The organism is Halostagnicola kamekurae, assembly GCF_900116205.1.
Lineage (GTDB): Archaea > Halobacteriota > Halobacteria > Halobacteriales > Natrialbaceae > Halostagnicola > Halostagnicola kamekurae.
The window spans coordinates 615,123-640,867 of record NZ_FOZS01000002.1 but is presented as its reverse complement, the minus strand read 5'-3'; the positions used below and the strand labels follow the sequence as shown (position 1 = coordinate 640,867).

Annotated in this window: 27 protein-coding genes and 1 tRNA gene; 12 read left to right on the top strand and 16 right to left on the bottom strand. The window is 64.1% G+C overall.

What is annotated here, in order from left to right:
• The first annotated feature begins 65 nt into the window (after positions 1–65).
• Complete coding sequence (locus BM348_RS11030; protein WP_092904866.1) at positions 66–1,217, top strand: acyl-CoA dehydrogenase family protein; 1,152 nt, start codon at positions 66–68, stop codon at positions 1,215–1,217.
• A gap of 70 nt (positions 1,218–1,287) precedes the next feature.
• On the opposite strand, the gene BM348_RS11025 is transcribed toward BM348_RS11030, so the two are convergent.
• The 3 genes from BM348_RS11025 to BM348_RS11015 all read right to left on the bottom strand — a co-directional run bounded on the left by BM348_RS11025 (position 1,288) and on the right by BM348_RS11015 (position 2,849).
• Entirely contained in the window at positions 1,288–2,193 is a 906-nt protein-coding gene (locus BM348_RS11025; protein WP_092904864.1) for a mechanosensitive ion channel family protein, read from the bottom strand.
• On the bottom strand, positions 2,190–2,438 hold the full coding sequence (locus tag BM348_RS11020) for a YhbY family RNA-binding protein (RefSeq protein WP_092904862.1): 249 nt from the start codon (positions 2,436–2,438) through the stop codon (positions 2,190–2,192). Before BM348_RS11020 ends, BM348_RS11025 begins: the two co-directional genes overlap by 4 nt.
• An 84-nt stretch (positions 2,439–2,522) precedes the next feature.
• On the bottom strand, positions 2,523–2,849 hold the full coding sequence (locus BM348_RS11015; protein WP_092904860.1) for a ribonuclease P protein component 4: 327 nt from the start codon (positions 2,847–2,849) through the stop codon (positions 2,523–2,525).
• Between the two features lie 314 nt (positions 2,850–3,163).
• Here BM348_RS11015 and BM348_RS11010 point away from each other — a divergent pair, with 314 nt between their 5' ends.
• Together BM348_RS11010 and BM348_RS11005 are read left to right on the top strand one after the other, a co-directional pair.
• Positions 3,164–5,083 (top strand): ABC transporter substrate-binding protein, encoded by a 1,920-nt coding sequence (locus tag BM348_RS11010; RefSeq protein WP_092904858.1) that lies wholly within the window; start codon positions 3,164–3,166, stop codon positions 5,081–5,083.
• On the top strand, positions 5,083–5,967 hold the full coding sequence (locus tag BM348_RS11005; RefSeq protein WP_092904856.1) for a phosphatase PAP2 family protein: 885 nt from the start codon (positions 5,083–5,085) through the stop codon (positions 5,965–5,967). Before BM348_RS11010 ends, BM348_RS11005 begins: the two co-directional genes overlap by 1 nt.
• A 177-nt stretch (positions 5,968–6,144) precedes the next feature.
• On the opposite strand, the gene BM348_RS11000 is transcribed toward BM348_RS11005, so the two are convergent.
• Both BM348_RS11000 and BM348_RS10995 read right to left on the bottom strand, forming a co-directional pair.
• The gene (locus BM348_RS11000) at positions 6,145–6,567 is read right to left on the bottom strand and encodes a hypothetical protein (protein ID WP_175507167.1); all 423 of its coding nucleotides are present in this window, start codon (positions 6,565–6,567) and stop codon (positions 6,145–6,147) included.
• Between the two features lie 104 nt (positions 6,568–6,671).
• Positions 6,672–7,424 carry a DUF2797 domain-containing protein gene (locus tag BM348_RS10995; RefSeq protein WP_092904851.1) on the bottom strand — a complete coding sequence of 251 codons (753 nt, stop codon included), beginning with the start codon at positions 7,422–7,424 and terminating at the stop codon, positions 6,672–6,674.
• Positions 7,425–7,558: 134 nt separating this feature from the next.
• Here BM348_RS10995 and BM348_RS10990 point away from each other — a divergent pair, with 134 nt between their 5' ends.
• Complete coding sequence (locus tag BM348_RS10990) at positions 7,559–8,437, top strand: CbiX/SirB N-terminal domain-containing protein (RefSeq protein ID WP_092904849.1); 879 nt, start codon at positions 7,559–7,561, stop codon at positions 8,435–8,437.
• 3 nt (positions 8,438–8,440) lie between these two features.
• Positions 8,441–9,571 (top strand): DR2241 family protein, encoded by a 1,131-nt coding sequence (locus tag BM348_RS10985; protein WP_092904847.1) that lies wholly within the window; start codon positions 8,441–8,443, stop codon positions 9,569–9,571.
• Here BM348_RS10985 and BM348_RS10980 read toward each other — a convergent pair.
• The gene (locus BM348_RS10980) at positions 9,565–10,137 is read right to left on the bottom strand and encodes a DUF7524 family protein (protein ID WP_092904845.1); all 573 of its coding nucleotides are present in this window, start codon (positions 10,135–10,137) and stop codon (positions 9,565–9,567) included. The genes BM348_RS10985 and BM348_RS10980 overlap by 7 nt on opposite strands.
• A gap of 10 nt (positions 10,138–10,147) precedes the next feature.
• Positions 10,148–10,342: a methytransferase partner Trm112 gene (locus BM348_RS10975; RefSeq protein ID WP_092904843.1), complete on the bottom strand. Its 195-nt coding sequence runs from the start codon at positions 10,340–10,342 to the stop codon at positions 10,148–10,150.
• A 128-nt stretch (positions 10,343–10,470) separates the two neighbouring features.
• Here BM348_RS10975 and BM348_RS10970 point away from each other — a divergent pair, with 128 nt between their 5' ends.
• A complete protein-coding gene (locus BM348_RS10970; protein WP_092904841.1) occupies positions 10,471–10,896 on the top strand; it encodes a VOC family protein in 426 nt (141 codons plus the stop codon).
• 23 nt (positions 10,897–10,919) lie between these two features.
• Here BM348_RS10970 and BM348_RS10965 read toward each other — a convergent pair whose 3' ends face one another.
• The gene (locus tag BM348_RS10965) at positions 10,920–12,284 is read right to left on the bottom strand and encodes an adenylosuccinate synthase (RefSeq protein WP_092904839.1); all 1,365 of its coding nucleotides are present in this window, start codon (positions 12,282–12,284) and stop codon (positions 10,920–10,922) included.
• A 353-nt stretch (positions 12,285–12,637) separates the two neighbouring features.
• Here BM348_RS10965 and BM348_RS10960 point away from each other — a divergent pair, with 353 nt between their 5' ends.
• Positions 12,638–12,943 (top strand): hypothetical protein, encoded by a 306-nt coding sequence (locus BM348_RS10960; RefSeq protein WP_092904838.1) that lies wholly within the window; start codon positions 12,638–12,640, stop codon positions 12,941–12,943.
• 18 nt (positions 12,944–12,961) lie between these two features.
• Here the strand turns inward: BM348_RS10960 and BM348_RS10955 are convergent, their stop codons facing one another.
• The 3 genes from BM348_RS10955 to BM348_RS10945 all read right to left on the bottom strand — a co-directional run bounded on the left by BM348_RS10955 (position 12,962) and on the right by BM348_RS10945 (position 16,483).
• The gene (locus BM348_RS10955; RefSeq protein WP_092904834.1) at positions 12,962–15,550 is read right to left on the bottom strand and encodes a DUF7527 domain-containing protein; all 2,589 of its coding nucleotides are present in this window, start codon (positions 15,548–15,550) and stop codon (positions 12,962–12,964) included.
• Positions 15,551–15,587: 37 nt separating this feature from the next.
• Complete coding sequence (locus BM348_RS10950; protein WP_049952319.1) at positions 15,588–15,866, bottom strand: UPF0058 family protein; 279 nt, start codon at positions 15,864–15,866, stop codon at positions 15,588–15,590.
• A gap of 140 nt (positions 15,867–16,006) precedes the next feature.
• Positions 16,007–16,483 (bottom strand): DUF5793 family protein, encoded by a 477-nt coding sequence (locus tag BM348_RS10945; protein ID WP_092905549.1) that lies wholly within the window; start codon positions 16,481–16,483, stop codon positions 16,007–16,009.
• 185 nt (positions 16,484–16,668) lie between these two features.
• On the opposite strand from BM348_RS10945, the gene BM348_RS10940 reads away from it, so the two are divergent.
• Both BM348_RS10940 and BM348_RS10935 read left to right on the top strand, forming a co-directional pair.
• Positions 16,669–17,343, top strand: a complete 675-nt coding sequence (locus BM348_RS10940; protein ID WP_092904832.1) for a class I SAM-dependent methyltransferase — start codon at positions 16,669–16,671, stop codon at positions 17,341–17,343.
• Positions 17,344–17,369: 26 nt separating this feature from the next.
• Positions 17,370–17,440, top strand: a tRNA-Gly gene (locus BM348_RS10935).
• 125 nt (positions 17,441–17,565) lie between these two features.
• Here the strand turns inward: BM348_RS10935 and BM348_RS21350 are convergent.
• On the bottom strand, positions 17,566–17,727 hold the full coding sequence (locus tag BM348_RS21350) for a hypothetical protein (protein ID WP_175507166.1): 162 nt from the start codon (positions 17,725–17,727) through the stop codon (positions 17,566–17,568).
• A 445-nt stretch (positions 17,728–18,172) separates the two neighbouring features.
• Between BM348_RS21350 and BM348_RS21345 the strand changes: the two genes are divergently transcribed.
• Positions 18,173–18,328, top strand: coding sequence for a DUF7577 domain-containing protein (locus BM348_RS21345; RefSeq protein WP_175507165.1), 156 nt, complete (start codon positions 18,173–18,175; stop codon positions 18,326–18,328).
• Positions 18,329–18,444: 116 nt separating this feature from the next.
• Positions 18,445–19,146: a CatB-related O-acetyltransferase gene (locus tag BM348_RS10930; protein WP_092904830.1), complete on the top strand. Its 702-nt coding sequence runs from the start codon at positions 18,445–18,447 to the stop codon at positions 19,144–19,146.
• 35 nt (positions 19,147–19,181) lie between these two features.
• Here BM348_RS10930 and BM348_RS10925 read toward each other — a convergent pair whose 3' ends face one another.
• From BM348_RS10925 to BM348_RS10915, 4 genes are read right to left on the bottom strand one after another with little or no spacing between them, the layout of a single operon-like run.
• Positions 19,182–19,886 carry an energy-coupling factor transporter transmembrane component T family protein gene (locus tag BM348_RS10925; protein WP_092904828.1) on the bottom strand — a complete coding sequence of 235 codons (705 nt, stop codon included), beginning with the start codon at positions 19,884–19,886 and terminating at the stop codon, positions 19,182–19,184.
• A complete protein-coding gene (locus BM348_RS21340) occupies positions 19,880–20,032 on the bottom strand; it encodes a hypothetical protein (protein WP_175507164.1) in 153 nt (50 codons plus the stop codon). Before BM348_RS21340 ends, BM348_RS10925 begins: the two co-directional genes overlap by 7 nt.
• Positions 20,029–20,730, bottom strand: coding sequence for an energy-coupling factor ABC transporter ATP-binding protein (locus BM348_RS10920; protein WP_092904827.1), 702 nt, complete (start codon positions 20,728–20,730; stop codon positions 20,029–20,031). Before BM348_RS10920 ends, BM348_RS21340 begins: the two co-directional genes overlap by 4 nt.
• 22 nt (positions 20,731–20,752) lie before the next feature.
• Entirely contained in the window at positions 20,753–21,328 is a 576-nt protein-coding gene (locus tag BM348_RS10915; protein WP_092904825.1) for a biotin transporter BioY, read from the bottom strand.
• 414 nt (positions 21,329–21,742) lie between these two features.
• Here BM348_RS10915 and BM348_RS10910 point away from each other — a divergent pair, with 414 nt between their 5' ends.
• Positions 21,743–25,738 (top strand): DUF7282 domain-containing protein, encoded by a 3,996-nt coding sequence (locus tag BM348_RS10910; protein ID WP_092904823.1) that lies wholly within the window; start codon positions 21,743–21,745, stop codon positions 25,736–25,738.
• The last annotated feature ends 7 nt before the right edge of the window (positions 25,739–25,745 follow it).

The window sequence follows — 25,745 nt, the reverse complement described above, 5'->3', positions numbered from 1 at the left end:
GAAACTCTATTTGAGTTTATGTCCGGTTACGAAGTTCTTTATCGTTCACGAAAGAAGTGGTTCGCATGGAGTTTGGGCTATCCGACGAACAACAGCAAATCCGCGAAGAGGTAACGCGGTTCGCAGAGAACGAGATCGTGCCGGTCGCCGAGGAGTACGACGTCGAGGAGAAGTACCCTCACGACGTCGTCGACGAGGCGGCGAAAATGGGACTGACAGGGTCGTACATCCCGATGGAGTACGGCGGCGCGGGCTACTCGATTCTCGACACCGCGATCATCACAGAGGAACTGTTCTCCTACGATCCGGGCATCGCCCTCTCTATCGTCTCGACGTCGTTCGGCTGCGAGGCGATCATGAACTTCGGAACCGAAGACCAGAAAGAGCGCTTCCTAGAGCCCGTCGCACTGGGCGAGAAGATCTCGGGCGCAGCGATCTCCGAACCCGACACCGGCTCCGACGTCTCTTCGGTCTCGACTCGCGCGGAGAAGGACGGCGACGAGTGGGTCATCAACGGCAACAAGATGTGGATCACCAACGGGACCGTCGGCGACTTCTTCGTCGTGCTCTGTAAGACGAACCCCGACGCCGAGGGCCGGTACAACGGCTTCAGTCAGATAATCGTCGAATCCGACCGCGACGGGTTCCAGGCCGACAAGATAACCGGAAAACTCGGTATTCGCGCGTCGGACACCGCCGAACTCGTCTTCGACAACGTTCGCGTCCCCGAGGAGAACCTCGTCGGCACCGAGGACGCCGCGTTCATGCAACAGATGCAGTTCTTCGACGAAACCCGAACCGCCGTCGCCGCACAGGGCGTCGGGATCGCGAAAGGCGCGACGCGAGCGGCCCTCGAGTACGCTCAGGACCGCGAACAGTTCGGGAAGTCGATCTCGGAGTTCCAGGCGATCCAGCACAAACTGGCCGAAATGGCGACGAACACCGAGGCCGCACGCAACCTGACCTACAAGTCCGCCTGGAACGTCGATCAGGGCGGCGACGTCACGAAACTCGCTTCGATGGCCAAGGAGTACGCCTCCCGCGTCGCCGTGGAGGTCGCCGACGAGGCCGTCCAGATCCACGGCGGTGCCGGCTACGTCAACGACTTCCCGGTCGAGCGGTTCTACCGGGACGCCAAGATCACGCAGATCTACGAGGGCACGTCCGAAATACAGAAGAACGTCATCGCCCGCGAACTGCTCGGAAAAGGCTTCTAACCCGAGTACTACTGCTTTTAATTCCCTCGAGAGGGCGTTTCTTGCTCCGTTTTCCCAAATACTCAGTCGATCACTCCGCGGGTTCGACGACCTGTTGGCCGTTTCCGAGTTCGAGGCCGCCCTCGAGCGTCCGGACCGGATACGGGATGTCGATCCCCTCCTCGTCGAAGCGCTGTTTGACGCTGGTCACGTACTCGCCGCGAATGCGGACGAAATCGGCGCGGCCGGGGTCGGCGATCCAGAACCGCGACTGGAGGCCGACGTCCGAACTGCCGAGTTCGGTGAGTCGGACCGACGGGGCCGGGTCGTCGAGAATGTCGGGGTGGTCCATCGCCTCCTCGACGATGATGTCGGACGCCTGTTCGATGTCGTCGTCGTACCCGATGCCGAAGACGAACTTCAGCCGGAGTTTGTCGCTCTCGACCGGGTTCTTGAGAACGCCGTTCGTGAGCTCCGAGTTCGGCACCGTCAGCAACTCGTTGTCGAAGGTCCGAACTCGAGTCACCCGCAGGCTAATGTCCTCGACGGTTCCGGCGTATCCGTCCCACTCGATCCAGTCACCGATCTTGAACGGCTTGTCCGTGTAGATGAAGACGCCGGCGACGAAGTTCGAGATCACGTTCTGGGCCGCCAGTCCGATCGCGAGCGCCCCCGCGGCGGCGATACCGGCCATGGAGACGAGGAAGTTTCCGTACCCGCCGAAGCCGAACGCGACCGCGATCGCAACGAAGATAATACCGAACTGCGTAATCAGCGTAAGCGGTTTCTGTGCGTGTGCGTCGAGATTCCGTCGCGTCATCGCCCGGTTGACCAGCGGCACGACGACGGCCCGACCGATGAAATAGATGGCCAGAAACGCGACGATAAACCGGATCACGCCAGCAGCGCTCGTCGCAATCTCCGAGGAGATGCCGGTATCTTGCAACCGTGCGCCGATTGGGCCGGTCGCCAGCACCGCTCGGGCGGTCCCTGTCATCGGTACATCACTGCGGTGTGACCTCGCGTATCGAACACCGTCGCGTTCACGCGGTCGGCGAGATCAGCCGCCTTTTCTTCGGTCGAACTGCCCGCTCGAGCGGCACGGAGGAACTTGACTTTGACGAGTTCGCGATCCGCGAGCTGGTCGTTGAGTTCGTCGACGACCGCGTCGATTCCGCTTTTCCCGACCCAGACGGTCACGTCGAGGTCGTGGGCCTTCCGTTTTCGCTCCTGTCGATCCATAGCCCCGTTAGCGGGTCGATTGGTTTCAACCTTCGTGAACTGGGTCAGCCAGACAACTCGAGCCACGGCGCGTGATCACGCTCCTCATTCGGACTCGGCCCCGTCGGTGTTTTCCGTCCCCTCGTTCCCACCGGCATCGCCGTACGGATATCGGGCGTGCGAACCGCACGTACACGTAATTACGACGTGACCGTCTCGCAACCGAACCCGAGCGTTCGTTCCCGGGCGAACGTATCGGTCACACCGATCGCAGGTGAACCGGCGAAACGTCCGCGGCAGTTGCAGTCGGTTGCGCTCTGCGACTCTGCGCGCGAGTCTGACGTACTCGCGAGCGCGCTCGTCGTCGGACCTCGCGGCCGCCGCTCGAGCGAGCTCGTGCAGTCGATCGATGCGCTCGGCGGCGATACTCATCGTGTCGGTGTTTCGTCGCGGCTCCTATGGCAGTTGCGCTCTTGTGTTCCGCACGGACCCAGAGTAACTGCCACCGTGTGGGAAAGCCCCACGTTCATATTTATCATTCTCTCGCGAATTCCGACGAGTTTTATACCTACCCGGTAGTTTCGATGAGATGTGCTGATGACAATACCCTCCACCCCCCTTCTACCAACTGCCACCATGTCTACTTGTATCAAGGCGTGGTATCGCGCGAGACCAGAGACACATATGTCCGAACAGAGTACACAATATTGTTATATATCGGACGCGTATCGGAGTGATAGAACCCAATGACAGGAAGTTCGGACGGTCCCCCCGAACGGATTAGCCGCCGGTCGCTTCTGACCGCCGGAGCGGCGGGTCTGACTGCGGCGACGGCCGGCTGTATGAATCGGGTACAGAGTCTCGTCAACAGTACCACCAACCTCAACGCGGACAAGTCCGCCCTGCAGATCACCACCGTCCCCGCCGACGACGATGGACAGTCGATCCAGATCGTTCGCGAACTCGAGGCGAATCTCGAGACGCTCGGATTCGACGTTTCGCTCGATATGCGCTCGACGACCGAGTTCCAGAAAACCGTCTTTCTCGAGCAGGACTTCGATATGTACGTCGGTACGTATCCGATCGGTCCGGACCCGGATTTCCTCTACGAGCTGTTGCACTCGTCGTTCGCGACCGAGGAGGGCTGGCAGAACCCGTTCGGATTCATCGACTTCGATATCGATTCGCTGCTCACGGCCCAGCGCCAAGAAAGCGGCGCAGAACGCGAAACCCAGATCAAACGGCTGCTCTTCGAGGTCGCGAAGAAAAAGCCGTTTATCCCGATCTGCCTGCCCAGCGGCGACCGGGCGGTCGGGGACGCGATGGCCTCGCCGTGGGAACGGTACCACCCTCACTCGCGGCTCGCCTACTTCGGCGACGAAGAGGCACCCGAGACGCTCACGTCGATCATCATGAGTTCGCAGCCGACGCAGAATCTCAACCCGTTTTCGACGGCGTACCGGAGCCACGGGACGTACATCGATCTCATTTACGATTCGCTGGCGATCGACGGTTCGCTGATCGCCGACGAAGAGGGTCTCGCGGAGTTCGACAGCGAACTCGAGACCGCCGTCCGCCCCTGGCTCGCAGAGTCGATCGACGTGGGCGACTCCGAACTGACGCTGGCGCTCCGGGACGACGTGCAGTTTCACGACGGCACGGCGCTCACCGCCGAGGACGTCAAGTTCACCTACGAATTCATCGCGGATACCTCGATGGGAACGGCCGTCTCGGGCGGACAATCCGTCGACCTTCCGGCGACGAACTATCGACGACACGCCGCGACAGTCGAGTCGGTGACGACCGCGGGCGATCACGAGGTTACGATCACCTTCGAGACGAATCAGGCGGTCGCCGAGCGAGCCCTCCTCGTCCCGATCCTTCCAAAACACGTGTGGGGACTCGGCAACGGCTCGGAGACGGACCAGCAGGGCGCTCTCGGAGAGCTCGAACAAAATCAGATACCGTCCCGTCAGGGGCACTGGAGCCTGCTGGGATCGGACGAGACGGATCTCATCGTCGGCAGTGGGCCCTACGAGTTCGCTAACCGTGTCGAAGACAATCAGTTCTCGCTCGAGCGATTCGAGGACCACTTCACGTACGACAACGACGGGGTCGAGTACCCGCAAGTGACCCCGCAAACGGTGGAATTCCTGAACGACACGAGCAGCGCGTCGGCGATCCAGCAGGTCGAAGGCGGCGTCGTGGACGTGACGACCTCGCGAATCGAGCCACACGTCATCGAGGACATCACAGCGGGCGGCGACGACGACATACTCAGTGACCATCGATCCTGGTCGTTCTATCACATCGGATTCAACGACAACGTCCTCCCGTGTTCGGAACAGGAGTTTCGACACGCGGTTGCGCGAATCCTCGACCGGGAGTGGATCGTCGACTCGATCTTCTCTGGACACGCCGATCCGATCTGGACGCCCGTTCGCGATCACCCCGTCAGCGACGACGAACTAGAGCGGGAGGCGACCGAGTGGATGGATCAACGCGGAATCGAACGCAACGGCAGGATAGACGAGAGCCAGCCGTTTGCTCCCTTCTGCGGGAACGAATCGATGCAGCAAGGACGGGTCGACTTCGATCAGGCGCGTCGAGTGTTCGAGTCGGCCGGCTTCCAGTTCAACGAAGACGGCGTGCTCGTTGACAACTAATGTTACTAGATGTCCTGACCGACGTCGTCATCGTCGTCGTCGCGATGCTCGCGATCGCGATCCCGCTTATTATCGGGTTCGATCGCATCCGGACGACGTTGTCCGAGTGGCGCTCGCGAATTCGAATCTCGCTGCCGGTCATCGCGCTGTTGCTCGTCGTCATGCTGTTCAACCGCTACGGTCGCGAGACGCTGACGGCGATGTCACGGGAGTACGGCGTCGACATGACCACGGTGTTCTACGAACTCGAGGGCGATTTCATCTCCGTCTTTCAGGCGTTCGATTACACGATAGTGACCCAATTTTTCTCGTTTGTGTACATATACGCCTACGTCTTCGTGCTGGTCTTTCCGGTTCTCGCGTACTTTGCACTCTCCGATAACCGCCCGTTCAGACAGTTGCTCACGGCGTACGCGCTCAATTACAGTATCGGTGTGATCATCTACTTCCTCGCCATCGCGTTCGGACCGCGAAACGTGATGCCGGAGGTGTTCGATACGACCCTGTACAACTTCCAGCCGCGATACCAACACCTCACGCGGCAGGTCAACGATTACAGGAACGTCTTCCCGTCGTTGCACACCTCGATGGCGGTCACCGTCGGCATCTTCGCGTTACGGACTCGAGACGAATACCCGCTGTGGGCACCCATCGCTCTCTTTTTCGCGATCTGCGTTCCGCTCTCGACGATGTACCTCGCAATTCACTGGGCGATCGACGTCGTGGCGGGGACCGTCCTCGCAATCTTCTGTGTGTCCGTGTCGGTGGTCGTCGTCGAGCGCTGGGAACTCTGGAAACGGAGTTCAGAACACCTGCCGACGCTCGCCGAACTCCGCGGGTGGCTCGCCGACGCGTGGGTGCGCCTTCGATCACCCCTCCGATAGCACCTCAGAGCCGGAGATCGATCACCCTCGAGACGATCGCGTTCCAACTCGGTCGAACCTGATTGCTCTCCGTCTTGCAGACGGGCGACTCGCACACTCGAGAGTCACCGATGCGAAGCGAGCCGACAAAAACCGCGGTGGCGTGATCGATTCGACGGCTACTGCGTTACGCCAGCGTTACTCGTTTTCGAGCGCGTCGGCGATCCGCTTGAGCGCCCGCGTCTGATCGCGCATCTCGTCGCGCATTTGGCGAACCTCCTGTACGAGTTCCTCGTTGCCGACTTCCTCGCCGCGTCCGCCGGGACCGCCGGGTGCGCCGCCGGGACCGCCCGGACCGCCGCCCATCATGCCGCCCATCATCTGGGCAAACGGGTTGCCGCCGCCACCCATGCCGCCGGGACCGCCCGGACCGCCACCGCCGCCGCCGAAGGGGCTTTCCGGTGGCTCTCCCTCGCCCTCGCCTTCTTCGGCGCGCTTTTCGCGGATTTCCTCGACGCGCTCGCGGAACGACTTCTCCTCGCTGTCGTCTGCGTTCTCGTCGGGTTCGTTTTCGTCGGACATACCCTCGGGTTCTGGACGCCCGCGGAAAAGGATTGCCATGTCTCGAACGACGCGACAGTCTCCCGCCGGCGGAGGTGGGTCTCGAGAGCTAATGTCCACGCGAGGGAAGGACCGACGCTGCGCGCTCGGCGGTCGGAACCGACCTACCCGAACGATCCCAACGACGACTGCAGATCCCGGCTCGACGACTCCTCGAGAAGGTCGTAGCCCACGAGGTCGCGCATGTCGACCGCGTAGGTCGTCCCGCCGTTCTCGACGACCAGAAGCCGCCCCTTGACGCCGACGACGGTGCCCGAGGCGATTGTCTCGCGAACCGGTCGCGTCTCGAGGTCGAGTCCGTAATCGAACTCGAACCGATCGATGACGTCGAATTCTGCGAGAACGTCCACCCACGCCGCGTCGTCGACGGTCGCCGCGAGCGAGGCGACCTTCGATCGCGTTCGGACGCGGTCGACCAGTTCCTCGGCGATTTCGGCCTCGAGTTCGCGGGCGATCCGACCGTTCGAGACGGTGTGAACGTGGGCCGCGCGGTCGGCTCCTTGCTCTCTGAGCCGGGTCTCGAGTCGCCACAGTTTCGTGACGCCGACTTTGAACGTCTCCGGCGCGAACGCGGCGATATAGACGGCGTGATCCTCGTAACAGTCCATCTCGTCTTTGAGGCAGGTGCCAGTACAACGCGCACAGACCCACGTGCTCGTGTGGAACTCGCAGTAGGGGGCGCTCGGTCGGTCGCACGGAACGTGGCTCTCGTCGTCGATGACGCCGGCGCAGTGGCGCGAGCCGAGCGTGTAGGATAGCTCGGTTCCGGGCTCGAGCGATTCCCGGCTCAGGTCGGTACCGTCGCTACAGAGCAGCGAGGACCCCTTTCCCGACCGTTCGTACCCGACCAGTTGCACGGGTTCCAGTTCGAACCGAGTTCGTATAGACGTAGCGTTCTCACCGGCGGGGGTCGCACGGACGCGGCTCGCGGCCCGCGGCGACCGTCGCCGACAGCGAAGTGGATAAACCGTTCGACTCCTAACCCGCGGATATGCAAGCGCTGGTCATCGCGGCACACGGGTCACACCTCAACCCGAACGCGTCGAATCCGACGTACGCCCACGCGGACGCGATCCGCGAGACGGGTGCGTTCGACGTCGTTCGCGAAACGTTCTGGAAGGAGGAACCGCACTTCCGAGAGGTGATCAGAACCGTCGAGGCCGACGAGATCTTCGTCGTCCCGCTTTTCATCAGCGAGGGCTACTTCACGGAGCAGGTTATCCCTCGAGAGCTTCGCCTCGAGGGGTGGGACCCCGACCTGTGGGACTCCGACGGCATCGACGCCTCCCAGGCGACGCTGACGGCCGGAGACGTCGAGAAGACGATCCACTACTGCGGGCCGGTCGGCACGCACGACGCGATGACGGACGTGATCGTGGGCAGAGCCGAGAGCGTGACCGGCGACCCGGACGTCGGCGAGGGCTTCGGACTGGCGGTCGTCGGCCACGGCACCGACCGGAACGAAAACTCGGCAAAGGCGGTCCGGTACCACACCGAACGAATCCGCGAGATGGACCGGTTCGACGAGACGAAAGCGCTGTTCATGGACGAGGAGCCGGAGGTCGACGACGTCACCGACTACTTCGAGAGCGACGACATCGTGGTCGTCCCGCTTTTCATCGCCGACGGCTTCCACACGCAGGAGGACATTCCCGAAGATATGGGGCTCACCGACGACTACCGAAACGGCTGGGACGTTCCCGGCGTCGTCGACGGCCATCGAATCTGGTACACGGGCGCGGTCGGCACCGAAGAGCTGATGGCGGACGTCGTCATGGAGCGCGCGGCCGACGCCGGGGCCGATATCGGTAGCTCGATCGATCACGAGGGTCGAACGCGATCGACCGACGCCAACGTCGCGGGTGACTGACCCGTGGGACTCGAAGACGAGACGTTCGAAACGCTTCGAACCGCCGCCGACAACGGCGTCGAGTTCGATGGACTCCGCCTCGAGCGGGCGGACGGCGGCTACGTCCTCGAAACGCCGATCGAGACTCGAACGGGGCTCGATCCGGACGAGTTCCGAACGGCGCTCGAGGCCGTCGACGAGTACGTCACGAACTGGCGCTACTGGCGGGAAACCGTCGGCGACGAGGGGCAGGCGAGCCGAGCGTTCCTCCGATGGTGCGAGCGGGCACCCGTGGAGGGAAGCGCCGCTTTCGAGAGCCAGCGAACGGAACCGCTGTCGGTTCCGGAGCGCTACGACGCGCTTCGGGACGGCGTCGATCGAACGTGGGGCCAACTCCGGATCACCGCACGATTCCTCGACGTCGACGAACCGGACGGCATACGCGTCTACGACCTCTGGCACGTCGACGACGCGGACACGCCGCTCTCCGAACTCGAGGTCTACGACGAACCCAGACAGGCCCGAGAGATCGCGACGGCCGACGACGACGGGCGCTATCGGCCGCTCAAGACCGCCCCGACGCTCGCATCGGGATGGGCGTTTACCGGCCTCTCGGGATCGGAACTCGTCGACGCAGTCGATTTCTTCTACCCGGCGACGGTCGCCAACTGGCACCGCGAGCGCGAGGGCGACCTCGACATCGATCACTGGATCGACGCCGCGGAACGCCAGTCCGGCATCTACGAGGTCGTCGACGAGCTACCCCGAGAGGCTCTCGAGTGGCTGACCGAAGCCTGCTGTGTCGACTCGCAGTGTCTCAGACGACGGGAGTGGGAGTACTCGGCCGACGACGAGATCGAGGTCGACGGCGGGGACGGCGTCTTCCCCTGTCGAGAGCCCTGCTCGCTCGTGATCGCCGCGGCCCGAAAGTGGGCGATCCTCGAGTCGGAAACGGAGCGGACCTACGAACTCGAGTTGACGACGAGCGAACTCAACCAGCTCGAGGAACTGATCGACGCGGTCGCCGACGGGCGCGTCGACGAGGTCCGCGAGGCGGACGTCAACGACGGAGCGAACCGCTACCGGGCGCGATATCTTCGAGCGAAGCGCTTCGAAGACGGTTCCCTGAACGCCGCTGAGTCCGACGATCAGTAGTACAAGAGTCCCGCAGCGATCACGATGCCGGCCGCGACGATGAGAACGCCGACGAGCGCGACGGGGCCGCCGATCGACCCGGCGGTCAGGGCGGCGACCGCGAGCGCGATACACGCCAGCGCGACGACGCCGAGCGTGGCCGGGTTCGCGCCGACGGCGTTCGATATCGACTCGAGAAGCGACGGTTCGGGTTCCGGACGGTGCGGTTCGCCGAGCGAGTCGTCGACGTCGACTTCCGGGGGTCCGGGGACGACCTCGACGGCTATCCGGGCGACTTCCGCGCCGTAGCCGATCGAGATTTCGAGTGTGCCCGAGACCGGTTCGTCGACTTCGGGAACCGAGACCGGGACCACGACTTCCTCGTCCGGTTCGACGTAGTAATTGGGTTGCTTGAGCGAGCCGACGCGGGACAGTTCGCCCTCGAGTCGGCAGTGGGCGTGGGCCGGGACGGTGTGGCCGCGGAGCCGAATCGCGAACGATCCCTCGGTCTCGATCGACCGCGAGTTCGGCTCGAGCGATTCACCCGTCTCGCGGTTGATCTCGAGGGTGAGTTCGGTCCCGGACACGTTCTCTCACCTACGCTGGCGTCTGTTCGCGCATGTCCGGCGGCAGCAGGTTCGGAATGCCGTCCTCGATGGGATAGGTCTCGCCACACTCCGAGCAGACGAGGTCACCGGAGACGACCTCGTCGCCGTCGTACTGGGCGTCCTCGAGTTCCAGATCGTGTTTATCGAGCGGACAGCAGAGGATCTCAAGCAGCGACTCCTTCATAGTTGAAGGGTGTCGGCCGAGAGCAAAAGGTTTCGGGAAACCGATCGATCGGCGTGTTTGCGGACGACCGTGAGGAAACGACGGGCGTTTCGACGGACACTTCTTTCGCGTCGACCCAGTAGGGGCCGATGTCAGTACTGCGTACACACCACGTCGGGATCACGGTCAGGGACCTCGAGACGGTTCGTTCGTTCTACGAGCGCGTCCTCGGCCTGTCCGTCGTCGACACCTTCAGCGTCTCCGGAACCGGGTTCGAGGAGGCCGTCGACGTGCCGAACGCGGCCGGCTCGTTCGTCCACCTCGAGTCCGAGGGCGGGGACGTCAGACTCGAACTCGTCGAGTACGAACCGGAGGCGCCGGCGAGTCGGGCGGAATCGATCAATCAGCCGGGAGCGGCCCACGTCAGTTTCGCGGTCGCGGACCTCGAGGCATTCGCGGACTCGATCCCCGACGACGCCGAGCGACTGAGCGGCCCGCGGACGACCGCGAGCGGGACGACGATCATGTTCCTGCGCGATCCGGAGGGGAACCTGATCGAGATTGTCGAGGCCTGACTCGCGAAAACGGTCGCGATCGGCTATTCGTACGGATCTTCGACGATGACGGTCTCCTCTCGGCCCGGCCCGACGCCGACCGCGTAGATCGGCGTCTCGAGTTCGTCGGCGATGTACTCGAGGTACGTGCGGGCGGCTTCGGGGATCGCGTCGTAGCCCTCGGCCGCGACCGCCGTCCAGTCGACGTCCGACCAGCCATCGAACGTCTTCAGGGTCGCCTCACAGCGGCCCCAGGCTTCGGTGGTCGGGGGCATCGTGAGCGTTTCCTCGCCGTCGAGGCGGTAGCTGTGGCCGACCTCGACTTCCTCGAGGCCGGCGAGCACGTCGATGTGGTTGATCGCGAGTCCAGTGAAACCGTTCGCGCGCGCGGCGTGGCGTAGCATCGGCATGTCGAGCCAGCCGACGCGGCGAGGGCGACCGGTAACGGTGCCGTACTCCCCTCCCTCGTCACGGATGTACGTCGCGAGGTCCTCCTCGTCTTCGCTCGTTGCGCTCGCGGCGTCGTAGTTCGGCGTCTGGCCGTCGACGCCGCCCAGTTCGGTCGGGAGCGGTCCGGTTCCGACCCGGGAGAGGTAGGCCTTGACGATCCCGATCACTTCACCCTGGCCGACGACGGTCGGCCCGAGGCCGCTGCCGACGCTCGCGCCGCCCGCGGTCGGGTTCGAGGAGGTCACGTAAGGATAGATCCCGTGATCGATGTCGATCGACGTTCCCTGTGCGCCCTCGAGCATGACGTTGTCGCCGGCATCGATTCGCTTCTGGAGGTAGGTTCCGCAGTCGACGGTCATCCCCTCCTCGGCGAGGCGCTCGCCGTATTCGCTGTAGGTCTCGAAGAGGTGCTCGACGTCGAACGCCTCGCCGGTCTCCTTGCCGAAGACCTCCTCCGCGAGGGCTTTCTTCTGGGGGACGACGTACTCGAGTCGTTCTCGGAGCACGTCCGGCTCGAGGAGGTCGCCGACGCGGACCCCGCGACGGCCCGCCTTGTCCTCGTAGGTCGGACCGATGCCGCGCTTGGTCGTCCCGGCGGCGAGGTCCGCTTTTTCGTCCTCCTCGATGCCGTCGAGCGCGCGGTGGTACGGCAGGATCACGTGCGCTCGCTCGGCCACTCGAACGTCCGGATCGAGGCCGCGTTCGCGGAGTGTGTCGATCTCGTCGAACAGCGTTTCGGGGTTGACCACGCAACCGTTTCCGAGAACGCCGACTTTCCCCCGGACCGCGCCAGAGGGGACGAGCGAGAGTTTGTACTTCGTGCCGTCGTGAACGACGGTGTGTCCAGCGTTGTCGCCGCCCTGATAGCGAGCGACCACGTCGACGGCGTCGCCGTAGATGTCGACGACGCCGCCCTTGCCTTCGTCGCCGAGTTGCGACCCGACGATTGTGACGGTCATAACAGCGGCGGATTCTTGCCCGGCCGATAAACCGATTACGGTATTGCCGGGTGAGATCGGCGAAGATGAACAGGAACGTGAATAGTGTTCACCGACGTGAGTATTTCTCTGTTCCGCTGGGGTGAAGCGGCGAACGAACCGCTGTGAGTATCACTATCTACTCTTCGTATCTGCCGTTCACGCCGTAATCGGCTGCTATTCGACAAATACGCTCGTAGTACGGGAATCGTATCGGAGATGAATACCGAAACACGAACCGTTAACTACTCGCAAGACCCATCGGCGGGTGGACACGTTCCAGTCGGTTTCGGAGAGTAACTTTTAAAAGGCGGAAAGACAAGTTAACAAATGCCATGATAGACCGACTTGAGAAGGAAGTCGATATGCTGGAACGACATCTGCAGGTCCTGAAGATGGTTATCGAAAACGAGCCGATCGGGATCGTCAAGATGTCGAACGAAACCGGGTACCCACATCACAAAGTCCGCTACTCGCTTCGAGTCCTCGAAGAGGAGAACCTCATCGAGCCCTCGAGCCAGGGCGCGATCAAGACCGAGCGGACGGTCGAGTTCGTCGACGAACTCGACGGTAAGATGGACGAGATCGTCGACAAACTCGAAGGCATGAAGATCGAAGACGCGACCGAAATCGAAGGCTAGAAGGATTCTACAACGACTTTAGAGTTCCGGGACGGTCATGTGAAAGCCGCTCGAGCGCGACTCGACGAGCGCGAGGTGGTACCCCTGTTTTCGCGAGAGGTTGACGTAACTGAGCTTCGAACTACGGCTGAGAAAGCCGCTGCTGGTCGCCTGCTCGGTCACCTCGAGCGCGCCGGGTTCGAAGTAACTCGCGGTCACCGCCATCGCGGCCCCGAGGTCCGGATAGTTCGCGGTGACCGCCGAGGCGGCTTCCTCGAGCTCCGAGAGCATCCCCTCGGTCGCCGGATCGCGCGAGTCGTTGAGGTTCGCGACGATTAGCGGGGTCCCCATCTTGTCGAACGCGACGACGTCGAAGGTCACTTCGTCGGGGACGTCGTCCGTCTCGTCGTCCTCGAGCGAGATCGACGCGTGTAGCTCCGCCCGGTCGATCCGCGGAATCGCGTCGTAGAGGTCTCCGAACTTGTCGCCGTGGCCCGTCTCCCGGATTTCGAACAGCAGCGTCTGGACGAGCCAGTCGACGAACCGGTACTCCATCGTGTCGGCGAGGAACTCGTCGTACGGTTCGCCGAGGACGGTCACGTCCGACGAATCGAACGTCGTGTGCTGTTCGATCTGTAAGTTCGCGGCGACCTCGCCCTGCTCGCCCGCGCCGTCGTGGGCCGTCTGGAGCGTCGGATCGCTCTTCGAGGCGTATCTGACGAACAGGTTCGTCCCCGAGAGCGCCTCGCGCGGCGAGAGTTGCTGGCTCGCCGTCGACTCGCCGACGCCGGCCGCCACGGCGTCGGCCGCGTCGACGTCGCGAAGCCGCTCGCACTCCGCCTCGAGTTCGTCGATCCGCGAGCGAAGCCGTTCGACCGTTTCGGAGAGCTCCTGATTTTCGGCTCGCAACTGGTCGCGTTCGGACTCGAGCTCTCGCGCGTGCTGGGTAAGCGCCTCGATGCGTTGCTCGTACTCCTCGAGCGCCGCCTCGGCCGACATCGCGTCGGTTTCTGGCGTCGTCGGCCGCTGTCCGGAACCGGCGGCCGTCTCTCGGTCGGTACCAACTCCTTCGTCGCCGCCGGCGTCCGCTTTCGAGCCGTCAGCGCCCGATCGGGGCTGTCGACTTTCTGCCGTCCGCTCGCCGTCGGACGACTGTGAACGCGCTTCGGGTCGATCGCGATGCTCGCTCGGAGCGCGATCGGCCCGTTCGCGTTCGACGCCGCCGGCGTACTCGGTCTTCTCCGGGTCGATCGAGGGAATACTTCGGGTCTCCCGCCAGCGTTCTTCCTGTTTCAGCCGCGCGTCGAGTTCGCCCGTTTCTTCGGCGTCGTCGGCTTCGTCGGTCGGCTCGGACGATTCGGCCTCGGACGCCGTCGGTTCGGCCTCGGACGCTGGCGATTCGGCATCCTGCTCGGAGGACGGTGGTTCGGGTTCGGGCGAGTCGGCGTCGGCCGCGACTTCGACGGAGGGGGCGTTCGTCGCGTGATCGGACTTCGAACCGGGCGCGTCGTCGGACTCGAGCGACGCGTCGTTCGGATTCGCCGCCGACTGAGCGTCGTCGGTCGCGGTCGTCTGTGGGCCCGACTCGAGTGACTGGGTCTCTTCGATGTCCGTGTCTGGTTTCGATCTTTCAGCGCTCGAGTCGCTCGCATCGATCGGAGCGTCGTCAGCCGCGGTCCCGGCGTCTTCGGTGAACGAGACCGTTTCGGAATCGGTTTCGTCGGACGACGCTTCGTCCCGAAGTTCGGGCGACGAACTGGCCGCCGCCGGATCGGGCTCGTCGTCGGGACTCGTCAGGTCCGACATCTCGCGGAGCTCGGATGCCGAGGCTGGTCGAGTGGTATTCTCGGACGACGGAGACGACCCCGAATAAGCCGCCGGCTCCGCTCCGTCCGATTCCGACACACTCGGCCGTGTGTCCGCCGACCCCGGTTGGGCTGGCGACGGTGGTTCGTCTGTCGACACATTCCCTTGTCCCGCCGAATCGACGCTGGCGGCCGACGACTCCGCGTCGGACGGTCGATCGGAACCCGTCGCCGGTGAACCGCTTGTCTGGCCGGTCGACTCGTCCGAAGACGACGACTGGCCGCCGCTGGGAACGTCCGTCACGTCGATTTCCACGTCGACGACCTCGTAGATCCCGACCTCGTCGGCGGCGCGTTCGAACGCCTCGTCGCCGGTGAGCAACCGCTGTGCGTTGCCGATGTACGCGGCGGCCATGCGTCGGCCGCCGTAGTAGACGGCGTAGTAATCCCCGCTGAGAACCTGCTCGCTCAGTTCGATGTACCCGGTGAACGAGCCGTCTTTGAGCGTCTGATCGACCTCCGAGAGCGGCGTCTCGTTCGTGTAGTAGTTGGCCCTGGTTTCGCCGCCCTGTGCCTGCATCGAGCAGAGAAGGGGTAACGACGCGTGCGGTGCGGCGTAAATCGTTCCGGAAGCGTCCTCGAACGCGGTGATCTCGCCGTCGATAACGCCGACGACGCGTCCGTTGAGCATGAACAACCACGTTCCGTCCGCCGTTACCGCGCCGGAGAAATCGGAATCAGCGAGCGTGGAGAGTTCGGTATACCCGCCAGTAAAGGGACGAGAATCCCATCGTTCGACGCGCTCTTGCGTGCGCGAGTCCATAGTCCAACATGCCGTAACCGGAACAAATACGTTTCGCCTATATTTTCGATTCCGCGTCGTCGGCGAGTTCGGCCATTCGCTTTCCGATTCGGCCGGCGCTCGAGAACTCGTCTTCGCTCATCGCACTCGCCAGCGCGTTCCCGAGGACGAACACGGCGTGTTTGTGTTCGCTCTTCGATTTGTGTACGTGGGACGGATCGACATCGAGTTGGCGATACGGATCGAATAGCTCCTCGTCTACGTTCTCGCGCTGCGAGAAGTACTCCATGATGACGACAAGCTCTTCGTGGAGCTCGAGGAGTTCGTCTTTGTGCATGGACCACCGTACGAACGGTTTCGATTTAAGAGTTTTGTGCAACGCCCTCACAAAACCGGCGTGACGGGCGCGTTCGACTCGTCTCGACGGTAGCAGCCTCGATCGAACGCACTCACGGTCGGCTCCCGCCGACCGCGGCACTACAGCTCGACCCCGCTCGGGATCAAGCTGTGTTGGCGCAGGAGGCTCCCCTCGTCGTCGTAGACGAGGAACGTCCGCTTGTCGTAGCTGACGAACGGATCGCCGTCGATGCTGATCTCGACCTCGTACCGCCCATCGTCCTCGGCGGTGTGTTCCCCATAGCCTCGAGCGGCCTGGATGAACTGGAGGACGTCGGCCGCCTCCTCGTTGAGCTCGAGGATGAACTCCCCCGTAATCCTGTTCGTGACGCTGACGACACCTGCGACGTCGTCCTCGCTTCCCAGCGGCGATTGCAATCGAAGCGAGGCGTCGGTCTCGTCGGCGGCAAGCAGGGTGCCATCCGGTCCTGTGAGGCGTTCACGAAGCTCCGTCGTCGGGCCGGTAAACTCGATCGATACCTCTGGTTTTCGGGGTTCGCTATCGGTATCGACCCAGTCGACATTACTGACATCTAGCGTGAAGTGCTCGCGCCTCATTCCGTGCATATCGTTTGGGCTTCACACGGTATGAACGTAACGCACGAGTCACGTCCACCGGCGGCGCGAAATCGCTCCACGGAGCCGGTCCTTCTCGATCGAATCGACCTCTGAGACCGACGATGCTGGATCCGCGAGCGCGGTCGAACTGCTTTTGACCGTCCTCGCTCGAGGACACTTATCGGATGAGCACCCGCGCCGACGTTCGTCGAACCTACGATCGGATCGCCGAGCACTTCGCCTCGACGCGCGAATACGCCTGGCCCGAAGTCGAAGCCTTCGTCTCGGACGCACGGCCCTCGAGCGTCGGGCTCGACCTCGGCTGTGGCAACTGTCGGCACGCCGAACTCCTCGCCGAGCGAACCGATCGCGTCCTCGGGATCGACGCGAGCCGCGGGTTGCTCGAGACCGCGCGCTCGAGGGCTCGCGCCCGCGATTTCGAAGTCGATCTCCTCCAGGGAGACGCCGCTCGCATCCCGCTCGCCGAGGGAACGGTCGATCTGGCGGTCTACGTCGCGACGATCCAACACCTCCCCACGGAGGCTGATAGGCGGGAGAGCCTGAACGAACTGGCTCGCGTGCTCGCTCCCGGCGGGCGGGCGCTGGTGAGCACGTGGTCGACGGCACACGATACGTTCGACGAAACCGAGTCGTTCGATACGACCGTCGAGTGGACGCTTCCGGGCGGCCAAACGGTCGATCGATTCTATCACATTTACTCCCCGGCGGCGTTCGAAACCGCGCTCGAGGAGAGCGCCCTCGAACTCGTCGAATTCGAACTCTCGAGTGGTAACTGTTACGCGACCGTGGCTCGATCGGAACCCGCTCGAGGCCGACAATCGAAAAAGGAAGGCACTTAAGGGTGAGTCTCGAATCGGCTGATGGAGCGCGGATGGTCTAGTGGTAGGACCTGAGCCTTCCAAGCTCATGGCCCGGGTTCAAATCCCGGTCCGCGCATTACTGCTGCGAGCAAATTCGCGAGCAGCAGCAATCCCGTTCCGCGCGCTTTTCGACTCACTCGGCTCGAGATAATCGTCCAAAAGCTTCGTTCGAGACGGTTCGTCGAACGCCGCACGCAGTCTTCACTCCGAGATTTCGTTGTTCTCCATGGCGACCGTTTCGGTGGCAACGAACTTCGCGAGCTGGCGCTTTCGGTGGTTGTCGACCAGGTGGTGCTCCAGTTTGTGACCGTGTCTGATCTGTGCGTGACAGATCGGACACTCGAGCGGCGGTTTCGTTGCCATAGTGTGGCCAGCGGATCCGGTCGGATACGTCTGTTGCCGGCGATTTCAACCAGTTCCGTGAACCGTCGCGCTGGAAACGCAGTTCGCGCTCGAGACGTGTTCGCAAGTGGGGATGCGTCCGATCGAAGAGACCGTTCAACGGCGATCGATTTTGCGCCGTTATCGAACGGCATTCCCTGATTCCCGTCTGCAAAAGGCCCGAGCGGGCCTGACGTTGGGTTCCCCAGAAACGGGGATGCGTCGGGGAAGAATGGTGTGTCGGCGATGATCAGTCTGCTGGCAACAACAGATTCCCCCCATCCTCCACCTACGCAACTTTCGATAGCCAGTACGAGCATATCAATCTTATCGCCGGCTCGAGAGGACGGATTACTCTGGTGGCCGGCTGCGGCGGCTTGCACACGTCCGGAGAGTGAATATACGTCCGAGTCGCCGACGACGAAGTATGACGTCCGAACCGACCGAAAGTATGCGAACCGCCGAACGGCCGGCGAGTTGTCCGTACTGCGGGACGACGAACGACTTCGTCTTCACGTATTGCCGGGACTGCCTCGGCGAACTCCCGTCTGGTCCGCGGAGAGACACCGCGCTGGACGAATAGCCGGGACCCGATCGTTGCTCGACTCGAGTACCCGCGCTCAACTCGGGTTCTCGAAACGGACAGTTCACGATCGTTCAGTGAACTATATCCGGACAGGCGTTGGCGGAGTACTACGTGTGAACCTCGCTACGACGCTCGATCGAGTGCTCTCGACGATGGGGTATCCGTCGGTGACACACGGGCTACTCAACCGATACGCGGAGGGATTCGACCTCGAGATCGCCCGGTCGGCCCGCGTCTCAAACGGCAGTCTCCTCCGTGGCTCGGTCGATCTCGGGCCGCGGACGCGAATCAGCCGAGGGTGCATTCTCAACGGCGAGGTGACGGTCGGCAAACGGACGAACTTCGAGCCGAACTGCGACGTGATCGGTGCCGTCGAGTTCGGCAGGTACTGTGCGATCGCAAAGCGCAGTACGTTCCAGCAGACCAACCACGACACGCGGAAACCGTCGCTGCAGATCCGGCTGTACGACGAGGTACTCGACAGCGAGTTACCCCCGACCTCGAGCGGCCCGATCACGATCGGCAACGACGTCTGGGTCGGCGTCGACGCGACGATCCTCTCGGGCGTTACCGTCGGCGACGGTGCGGTCATCGGGGCCGGTTCGGTCGTCACAGACGATGTCGAACCTTACTCGGTCGTCGGTGGCGTTCCGGCGGAACACATCAAGTGGCGGTTCCCGAAAGCGGTAAGAGAGGAACTGCTCGAGCTCGAGTGGTGGACCTGGGACGAAGCGCGGATCAGGCGAAATCGGGGCTTTTTCGAGCGACGGCTCGCCGACGAGTCCGACGTTCCGACGCCCGTCAGTGAGGGTTGAGAGGCTGTAAGTCAAAGGGCGAACGGAAGAACGGGCTACAGCAGCGCCGAGAGCGCGAGCGCGGCCCCGAGCGCGCACGCGGCCCAGTCGGTCCGCGAGAACGAAAGGGCGGGGAGCGTCGGATTCCACGAGAAACACCGCGCCTGCATCGCGAGCGACAACCGATCGGCTCGAGCGAACGCTCGCGAGAGGCCGAGGACGCCGATTCTCCGGACGCGGTCGACGACGCCGCGTTCGGTTCCGAGTCGGACGGCCATCGCGCGACGAATCTGTCGCAGATCGGCCAGAACCACCGGAACGAACCGAAAGACCAGCCCGACCCCCATGCCGAGCAGTTGGCCGAGTTTACCGGGAACCGTTCGTTGCACCGCCGCTCGAGAGTCGCGCGCGGGGGTGGATCTCACGTAGGCGGCACTGAACAGGAGGAGCAAGAGGACGCGGTAACTGGCCAGTGCGGGTGAGACTGCGTCCGAAACGACGATCCAGGGAGCGCCGAGCGTGAGCATCGAAACGGCCGGCGCGGCCGCCAGGATCACGAGCGCGAAGCGATACCCGTACAGGGCTTGCCAGAGCCCCACACCCGCGACGGCGAGCCCGACCAGCACGAAGCCGGTAAACGCGATCAGCGGGACGACGTCGGTGTGTGCGAGCGCCGTCGCGGCGAATCCGACCGTTACCGCCAGCTTCGAGCGCGGATCGAGACGATGTGCGAGGGTATCGTCGGGTTCGTAGGTCAGCATCCGTCTCGAGCACCCCCAGAGACGGTTCGTTCGACGGTGCGACGGGATGTCTCGAGGCCCCGTCCGAGGTGGCGTTCGAGGGTTCCCGCCCGCTGTGTGGTGGCGGTCGCGCCGGGACTGAGGGTCACGGTGGTACTGGCGATCATGACGGTGCTCGCACGTCGAGGCCGTCCAGTCGCTCTACGACCCGCGACGGCGGGCCATCCTCGAGTATCTCCCCACCTCGCATCACGACGATCCGGTCCGCGAGACGGGTGACGTCTCGCAGGTCGTGGGTCGCGAGTACGACGCCCGTTCCGTCCCTCGAGAGGGCTTCGAGTCGCTCGAGCACCGCCTCGCGCGACGGTTCGTCGAGGCCGGTAAACGGCTCGTCCAACAGCAGGTGCGTCGGGTCCATCGCCAGCGCGCCGGCGATGGCGACTCGCGACTGCTCGCCGCCCGAGAGCGTATCGATACGTTCGTCGCCTCGCCCCTCGAGGTTCACCGTCGCGAGCGAGTCCTCGACGCGGCGATCGATCTCCGCGTGCGAGAGGCCGAGGTTTTCGGGGCCGAAGGCGACGTCGCTGCCGACGGTCGCCGCGACGAACTGATCCCGTGGGTGTTGAAACACCATGCCGGTGGCCGTCCGGGCCGCCACGGGATCGTCCGCGACCGAGACGCCGTCGACGAGCACCTCGCCGGAGTCGGGCGAGAGGAGCCCGTTGCAGTGGCGAAGCAGCGTCGTCTTGCCGCTCCCGTTCGCGCCCGCCAGCAGGACGAACTCGCCGTCGTCGATCTCGAGCGAACAGTCCTCGAGCACCGGGGGGCCCTCGAAGCCGTAGGTGACCGATTGGAATTCGATCATGTGTGTTGGTGGGTCTGTGTCCTCACGTCGCCTCGATGAGGCCGGATCGAACGATCGCGACCGCGGCGGCTATCTTGAGCAGGTCACCCGGGATCAACGGGAGTGCGGAGACGATAAACGCATCGAGAAGGGCAGTTTCGGTCACCCATGCGAACCACAAGAATCCGGCGAGGTAGACGACCGCCGTCGCGACGACGAGCGCGAGGACGACGATCGGCAAGAAGACCGAGGCCGGATCGCGGAGATCGCGTCCGCGGTGGACGATTGCACCGGTGAGCGCTGCTCCGATCGGGAACGTCAAGAGGAATCCGCCGTGCTGTCCCAGCACGACGCCGAGTCCGCTGTTGCCGCCGGCAAAGATCGGCGCGCCCAGCGTCCCCGCGAACAAGTACAGGACGATAGCGAACGGTCCCCACACCGGCCCGAGATACAATCCGGCGAGAAAGACGACGAGCATCTGAAGCGTCCCCGGCACTCCTGCGATCGGAATCGCGACGAACGCGGCCGCCCCCATCAACGCGGCGAGCAACGCCGCTCGAGCGAACGACCGGACCACGTCCCCCTCGACGAGGTCGACCGACCCCTGTTCGGTTTGCATACCCCCTCTCGTTCGTAAACCGCCATCAAAACTTCGGTTTACCGAGTTTCGCTCCGCGGCCTGCACCGCCCCGCTGCGACGACCCTAATCGAATCTTACCTGTCTGATGCCACGATACACCGATCGGTCGCTCGCTCGAGTCTCGAGCGGCGGTTTCTGGGCGGTTCGCTCGATGCGCTGGATCCCCTCACGCGCGGCAGGCGCGACAATCCGAGGTTGTATCGTCTCCCTAACTGGAACGAACGGGGTGCTTAAGCCCCGATTCGTCCCGGTGGTCGGTTGTATGAGGATAGATAGCACATCTCATTCGAGGATGGGGAACCGGGAAAGCAGATCCGGTGAGAGCGGCCGAACGGACGCATCGTCGGCGACGGCTGATCGGGAACCGACTGCCGGCGGGGGGCGAGAGAGCCGATGACCCGCCGGGCACTCGTCGTATCGGCGCTGGTCGCCGTCTCGATGGTCGTGAGCGTCGTCGCCCTGCCGTTTCTCGGTGGCGGGCTGTCCGACCGGGAATCGATGGACGACGCCGCTCTCGAGAACGCCGGCGTCGGGAGCGCGAACGATCGAGGTGACGCAACCGGGTTTGTCGCGACGGAGGGGAGCGACCTCGAGACGGCTTCGGCGGCGTCCGGTCCGGTACAGTTAGCCTCCGGTCCCACGCAATCGGCATCCGGTCCGGCACAGTCCGTATCCGATCCCGTACAGACGGCGACCGCATCCGCGTCGCTCACGCAGGAGGGCCAAGACGCCATCGAAGCCGGTGTCGAGGAGGGCGTCGACCTCGCCCAGGCACAGGGCGTCGAGATCAGCCAGGAACAGCGGGCAGCGGCCCTCGAGGCGGCCAACGCGTCCGCTGACCAGTATCAGGAGGCGGATGCCGAGCAGATCCAGGCCGCGACCGCGGGGGCGGTCCACGGCTCGCTGATGCAATCTCAGGTGGCCAACGCGACGCAGGTTCAGGTCGTGGTCGGCGGTGCGACGGAGGGCGCGCTCTCCCAGTCCCAGACGGCCAACGCGAGTCAACTACAGAGCGCGACCTGGGGCGCGGCCCACGGTTCGATAGCCCACCACCAGCGCGTGACGGTCGAACAGCTACAGGTGGCGAGTTTCGGCGCGGCCACGGGCGCGACAGCCAGTGCGGGGGAAACCGGGGTCGATCGCGCGCCGAAGATTCAGGAAGCCGCGCAGGGATCGGCCTACGGGGTCTTAGCGCAGTACCAGATGATCACCGCCGAGCAGCGCCAGCGGGTCACGATAGCGCACGTCCAGTCCGCCGCGGCGGGCGCAGCAGGCGGCGCGCTCGAGGGGAGCACCGAGGCGGCCCTCGAGGGAGAGCAGCGACTCGAGGTCGAACAGCGACAGGAGGTGACGGTAAAGCAGATCCAGAAAGCCGCGACGGGAGCCGCGAAGGGAGCGCTCGTCCAGCGACAGGCGGTGAGCCTCGAGCAGACCCAGGCGGCGGCCCACGGCGCAGCCATGGGACCGCTGAAACAGCTCCAGACGGTCTCGATCGAGCAGGTACAGCGGATTTCGATCACGCAGGTGCAGGAAGCCTCCTTCGGCGCGGCGACGGGTGCGATCAGCCAGAGCCAAGAAGCGTCGGTCGAGCAGATCCAGGCCGCGGCCGACGGCAGCGCACAGGGCGCGGTCGTCCAGCAGCAGGCGGTCTCGATCACCCAGATTCAGGCGGCGGCGACCGGAGCGGCGACGGGAGCCGTCGATTCGGCGATCCAACGACAGACCGTCGAGATCGAACAGGTTCAGGCCGCCGCGTTCGGTGCCGGATCGGGCGCGGTCAGCCAGAGCCAGGTCGTCGACATCGTGCAAGTACAGGCGCTGGCCGAGGGCGCGGGAAGCGGCGCGTTACTCCAGTCCCAGGGGGCGTCGATCGAACAGGTCCAGATCGCGGCCTCGAGCGCCTGTCAGGAAACGGCGAGCGCGATCCAGTCCCAGCGGATCAGCGTCTCGCAGGTGCAACTGCTGACCCAGGAGACCGCCAGCGACGCTGTCGATTACGCGGTTTCGGAGGGGACCGACGACGAATCTCAAATCGTCCAGTACGTCGAGGTCGAAATCGTCCAGCGAATCGAGACGATCGACGAACTCGAGGGCGACGCGTCGATTTCCGTCGACGACCAGAACAGCACCGGCGAAAACGTCACCGTCGACTCCGTCTCGCTCTCGGAGGGCGGGTTCGTCGCGATATACGACGGCGTCGACGTCGGGCTCGACCCGGATGCGGTTATCGGGAACTCAGGATACCTCGAGTCGGGCGATCACGAGGATGTCGAAATCGAACTCGACGAACCGCTCTCCGAGGACGGGCCGATCGTCGCGGCGGTCCACCACGACACGACTGACGACGAGAGCTTCGAGTACGTCGAGAGCGACGGCGCGGACGACGAGCCCTACGTCACGCAGGGTGGTCTGCCGGTGCTCGACAGCGCGTTCATCACGCTCGAGGACGACGAGCCGGAGCCACCGAACGAACCCGAGGCGTCCCTCTCGGTGAGCGACCAGACCGGGAACGGTTCGACGCTCCTCGTCGACGAGGCGAACGCCTCAGTCGAGTACGCGATCGCTGCCGAATACGACGGCGAGGCAGTCGAAAGCGACGCCTTCGAGGCGAACGAGTCGGTGACGAACGAGACGCTCGACCTCGAGCCGCCGCTCGAGGCGAACGCGACGATAGACGTCTCGGTCCGGGACGCGGAGAACGGGACGGAACTGACCACCGACTCGATCGAGTACACGCTCGAGGACGACGAGCCTGACCCGCCGGACGAGCCCGAAGCGACGCTCGAAGTGGCCGACCAGACCGGGAACGGCTCGACGCTCGTCGTCGACGAGGCGAACGCCTCCGTCGAGTACGGGCTGACTGTAACCGACGAGGAGGGAGACCAGATCGGGTCGAGTGGCCCGTACGACGCGAACGAAACGATCGCCAACGAGACGATCGACCTCGAGCCGCTGGTCGAGGAGAACGCGACGCTCGACGTGGCGGTGGTTTCGACGGGCGAGAACGGGCTCGACGACGGCGAGGTCCTCGAGAACGAATCCCTCGAGTACACGATCGAACCGGACGACGCGTCCGAGGCGTTCGCGGCCGAGTTCCCGACCTGTTCGCGGGCGGAAGTGACGGGATCACTCGAGGACGGCGACCGGATCATCGTGGCGACCACCTTCTACACGAGCGGCGGGATCGGGAACAGCCTCGGCGAGTACTCGGTGACGGTCGGCGACGATATCGACGCGCCGCTCGAGGAGCCGATCACCTTCGAGGTCGGCGAGGACTTCGCGGTGAGCGAGACCGACGAAGGGCCGGTCGTCGAGATCCCCGGCGGCGAGTTCGGGTCGGCCATCGTCGGCTTTAGCTCGCCCGATGCGACTCCCGGGAGCGTCGATTACGTGAACCCGAACGCGAGTGAGTGCGTCGAAGAGGTGCGCCCGGAGCTCCCCGAACTCACCGTCGAGGACGCGACGCCGACCGACGACGGCATCGAGGTGACCTTCGGCTACGACAATCCGAACGACGCGGATCTGATCGTCGAAAGCGAACTCGAGGGGACCACCGACGATCAGCCCCCGACAGAACTCGAACCCGGATCGGGTACCTTCACCGTCGACTGGACGCCCGAGGACGACGACGAGCGACTGGCCTGGATCGTCGACATGGGCTTTTACGACTACGAGGAGCCGATCGTCGTCGAAACGGACCCGGCGGGCGAGATCGATCCGACCGAACCGGCCGAGTTCGCGGTCGACATTCTCGAGCCGATCGAGCCGGTCGAACGGGGCGAGGACCTCGCGCTCGAGGTCGACGTCGAGAACATCGGCGGGGAAGAAGGCGAGCAGTCGGTCGATTTCGAACTCGACGGCGTGACGGGATCCGCCTCGGTCGCGCTCGCAGCGGACGAGAGCGAAACGGTTTCGTTCGCCGTCGACACGTCCGCCCTCGAGCCCGGCGAGTACGAGGCGACGGTCTCGAGCGAGAACGACAGCGACGCGGCGACGGTGACGATCGAGGAACCGCCATCGGAGGAAACGGGCGCAGTCGATCAGGGGGCCGATGATGGCGAGAACGCGACCGGAGCGGAGGGCACGCCGGACGCGGGCGAGTCGACCGCGGACGGCGGGGCTGCTGAAGGCGACGAGCCGACCGAGGACGATGGGACGATTGAAGACGGCGGTCCTGTCGACGGTGAGACGGAAGGCGACGGAGCCGAAGCGGCCGAACCCGGAAATCCGGGAAGCGGTGACGGGAATTTCGAAGGTGATGAGCCGCTCGAGGGAGACGAGCCACCGGCGAACTCGCCGCAGGATATCGGTGGGGCCGACGAAAGTGAGGATGACGATCCCACGGACGACGCAAACGAAAGCGCTCGAGTGACCGAGGCGAGTAACTAAGCCGTCT

Bases quoted from the DNA above. Each gene is read 5' to 3' on its own strand.
- BM348_RS10965 (WP_092904839.1), bottom strand. From the start codon at position 12,284: ATGACCGTCACAATCGTCGGGTCGCAACTCGGCGACGAAGGCAAGGGC.
- BM348_RS11005 (WP_092904856.1), top strand. From the start codon at position 5,083: ATGTTACTAGATGTCCTGACCGACGTCGTCATCGTCGTCGTCGCGATG.
- BM348_RS11030 (WP_092904866.1), top strand. From the start codon at position 66: ATGGAGTTTGGGCTATCCGACGAACAACAGCAAATCCGCGAAGAGGTA.
- BM348_RS10925 (WP_092904828.1), bottom strand. From the start codon at position 19,886: ATGCTGACCTACGAACCCGACGATACCCTCGCACATCGTCTCGATCCG.
- BM348_RS11015 (WP_092904860.1), bottom strand. From the start codon at position 2,849: ATGAGTATCGCCGCCGAGCGCATCGATCGACTGCACGAGCTCGCTCGA.
- BM348_RS10940 (WP_092904832.1), top strand. From the start codon at position 16,669: ATGAGCACCCGCGCCGACGTTCGTCGAACCTACGATCGGATCGCCGAG.
- BM348_RS11020 (WP_092904862.1), bottom strand. From the start codon at position 2,438: ATGGATCGACAGGAGCGAAAACGGAAGGCCCACGACCTCGACGTGACC.
- BM348_RS21340 (WP_175507164.1), bottom strand. From the start codon at position 20,032: ATGATCGCCAGTACCACCGTGACCCTCAGTCCCGGCGCGACCGCCACC.
- BM348_RS10970 (WP_092904841.1), top strand. From the start codon at position 10,471: ATGTCAGTACTGCGTACACACCACGTCGGGATCACGGTCAGGGACCTC.
- BM348_RS10990 (WP_092904849.1), top strand. From the start codon at position 7,559: ATGCAAGCGCTGGTCATCGCGGCACACGGGTCACACCTCAACCCGAAC.
- BM348_RS21345 (WP_175507165.1), top strand. From the start codon at position 18,173: ATGACGTCCGAACCGACCGAAAGTATGCGAACCGCCGAACGGCCGGCG.
- BM348_RS10975 (WP_092904843.1), bottom strand. From the start codon at position 10,342: ATGAAGGAGTCGCTGCTTGAGATCCTCTGCTGTCCGCTCGATAAACAC.
- BM348_RS10955 (WP_092904834.1), bottom strand. From the start codon at position 15,550: ATGGACTCGCGCACGCAAGAGCGCGTCGAACGATGGGATTCTCGTCCC.
- BM348_RS11025 (WP_092904864.1), bottom strand. From the start codon at position 2,193: ATGACAGGGACCGCCCGAGCGGTGCTGGCGACCGGCCCAATCGGCGCA.
- BM348_RS10950 (WP_049952319.1), bottom strand. From the start codon at position 15,866: ATGCACAAAGACGAACTCCTCGAGCTCCACGAAGAGCTTGTCGTCATC.
- BM348_RS21350 (WP_175507166.1), bottom strand. From the start codon at position 17,727: ATGGCAACGAAACCGCCGCTCGAGTGTCCGATCTGTCACGCACAGATC.
- BM348_RS10915 (WP_092904825.1), bottom strand. From the start codon at position 21,328: ATGCAAACCGAACAGGGGTCGGTCGACCTCGTCGAGGGGGACGTGGTC.
- BM348_RS10910 (WP_092904823.1), top strand. From the start codon at position 21,743: ATGACCCGCCGGGCACTCGTCGTATCGGCGCTGGTCGCCGTCTCGATG.
- BM348_RS10945 (WP_092905549.1), bottom strand. From the start codon at position 16,483: ATGAGGCGCGAGCACTTCACGCTAGATGTCAGTAATGTCGACTGGGTC.
- BM348_RS10960 (WP_092904838.1), top strand. From the start codon at position 12,638: ATGATAGACCGACTTGAGAAGGAAGTCGATATGCTGGAACGACATCTG.
- BM348_RS10920 (WP_092904827.1), bottom strand. From the start codon at position 20,730: ATGATCGAATTCCAATCGGTCACCTACGGCTTCGAGGGCCCCCCGGTG.
- BM348_RS11000 (WP_175507167.1), bottom strand. From the start codon at position 6,567: ATGGCAATCCTTTTCCGCGGGCGTCCAGAACCCGAGGGTATGTCCGAC.
- BM348_RS11010 (WP_092904858.1), top strand. From the start codon at position 3,164: ATGACAGGAAGTTCGGACGGTCCCCCCGAACGGATTAGCCGCCGGTCG.